The 2,500-nt window shown below is 54.0% G+C and carries 1 rRNA gene (cut by both window edges); it reads left to right on the plus strand.

Annotated features, from left to right (window positions below):
- Positions 1 to 2,500 (plus strand): 23S ribosomal RNA (locus ACSQ19_RS08870) (it extends past both window edges: 162 nt to the left, 217 nt to the right).

Consider the following 2,500-nt stretch of genomic DNA (forward strand, 5'->3'; position numbering starts at 1 on the left):
GCTGCTGGAAGCAAACCCGGTGAACTGAAATATCTAAGTAACCGGAGGAAAAGAAATCAACCGAGATTCCCTGAGTAGTGACGAGCGAACGGGGACCAGCCCTTAAGCTGGATTGGTTTTAGAAGAACAGTCTGGAAAGACTGGCCATAGACGGTGACAGCCCGGTATTCGAAAAGACCATTTCAGTGAAGACGAGTAAGGCGGGGCACGAGAAACCCTGTCTGAACATGGGGGGACCATCCTCCAAGGCTAAATACTCCTGACCGACCGATAGTGAACCAGTACCGTGAGGGAAAGGCGAAAAGAACCCCGGAGAGGGGAGTGAAATAGATCCTGAAACCGTGTGCGTACAAGCAGTAGGAGCCCGCAAGGGTGACTGCGTACCTTTTGTATAATGGGTCAGCGACTTACTGTTCGTGGCAAGCTTAACCGTATAGGGGAGGCGAAGGGAAACCGAGTCTGATAAGGGCGCATAGTCGCGGGCAGTAGACCCGAAACCGGGTGATCTAGTCATGCCCAGGGTGAAGGTGCCGTAACAGGTACTGGAGGCCCGAACCCACTCCCGTTGCAAAGGTAGGGGATGAGGTGTGATTAGGAGTGAAAAGCTAATCGAACCCGGAGATAGCTGGTTCTCCTCGAAAGCTATTTAGGTAGCGCCTCGTATGAATCTTCTTGGGGGTAGAGCACTGTTATGGCTAGCGGGACATCGCGTCTTAGCAAACCATGGCAAACTCCGAATACCAAGACAGAATGTACGGGAGACACACGGCGGGTGCTAACGTCCGTCGTGAAAAGGGAAACAACCCAGACCCACAGCTAAGGTCCCAAATTTCGTGCTAAGTGGAAAACGATGTGGAAAGGCACAGACAGCCAGGAGGTTGGCTTAGAAGCAGCCACCCTTTAAAGAAAGCGTAATAGCTCACTGGTCGAGTCGGTCTGCGCGGAAGATTTAACGGGGCTAAGCACGAAACCGAAGCTTGGGGTGCATAACTTTGTTATGCGCGGTAGAGGAGCGTTCCGTAAGCCTGCGAAGGTGGCTTGAGAAGGCTGCTGGAGGTATCGGAAGTGCGAATGCTGACATGAGTAACGATAATGCGGGTGAAAAGCCCGCACGCCGAAAGCCCAAGGTTTCCTTGCGCAACGTTAATCGACGCAGGGTTAGTCGGTCCCTAAGGCGAGGGCGAAAGCCGTAGTCGATGGGAAGCAGGTTAATATTCCTGCACCTCGCGTGAGTGCGATGGAGGGACGGAGAAGGTTAGGTGTACCGGGCGTTGGTTGTCCCGGGGAAAGGCGGTAGGTTTGGATCTTTGGCAAATCCGGGATCCTTTAAGACCGAGCACCGAGACGAGTCCTTTAGGACGAAGTCACTGATACCACGCTTCCAGGAAAAGCTCCTAAGCTTCAGCTCACGCAGACCGTACCGTAAACCGACACAGGTGGGTAGGATGAGAATTCTCAGGCGCTTGAGAGAACTCGGGTGAAGGAACTAGGCAACATGGCACCGTAACTTCGGGAGAAGGTGCACCCTCTTTGGTGGCCCATGCGGGCTATAGCTGAGGGGGGTCGCAGAAACCAGGCCGCTGCGACTGTTTATCAAAAACACAGCACTCTGCAAACACGAAAGTGGACGTATAGGGTGTGACGCCTGCCCGGTGCTGGAAGGTTAATTGATGGGGTCAGCCGCAAGGCGAAGCTCTTGATCGAAGCCCCAGTAAACGGCGGCCGTAACTATAACGGTCCTAAGGTAGCGAAATTCCTTGTCGGGTAAGTTCCGACCTGCACGAATGGCGTAACGACAGCGGCGCTGTCTCCACCCGAGACTCAGTGAAATTGAAATCGCTGTGAAGATGCAGCGTTCCCGTGGCAAGACGGAAAGACCCCGTGAACCTTTACTATAGCTTTACATTGAACGTTGAGTTCGTCTGTGTAGGATAGGTGGGAGGCTATGAAACCGAGGCGCTAGCTTCGGTGGAGCCAACCTTGAAATACCACCCTGATGTGCTTGACGTTCTAACCTAGGTCCGTAATCCGGATCGGGGACCATGTATGGTGGGTAGTTTGACTGGGGCGGTCTCCTCCCAAAGAGTAACGGAGGAGCTCGAAGGTACGCTCAGCGCGGTCGGACATCGCGCACTGTGTGCAAAGGCATAAGCGTGCTTGACTGCGAGATCGACGGATCAAGCAGGTACGAAAGTAGGACTTAGTGATCCGGTGGTTCTGTATGGAAGGGCCATCGCTCAACGGATAAAAGGTACTCCGGGGATAACAGGCTGATACCGCCCAAGAGTTCATATCGACGGCGGTGTTTGGCACCTCGATGTCGGCTCATCACATCCTGGGGCTGTAGTCGGTCCCAAGGGTATGGCTGTTCGCCATTTAAAGTGGTACGCGAGCTGGGTTCAGAACGTCGTGAGACAGTTCGGTCCCTATCTGCCATGGGCGTTGGAAGTTTGAGAGGGGCTGCTCCTAGTACGAGAGGACCGGAGTGGACGAACCTCTG

Source organism: Pseudoxanthomonas sp. LjRoot127, from assembly GCF_964253495.1.
Lineage (GTDB): Bacteria > Pseudomonadota > Gammaproteobacteria > Xanthomonadales > Xanthomonadaceae > Pseudoxanthomonas_A.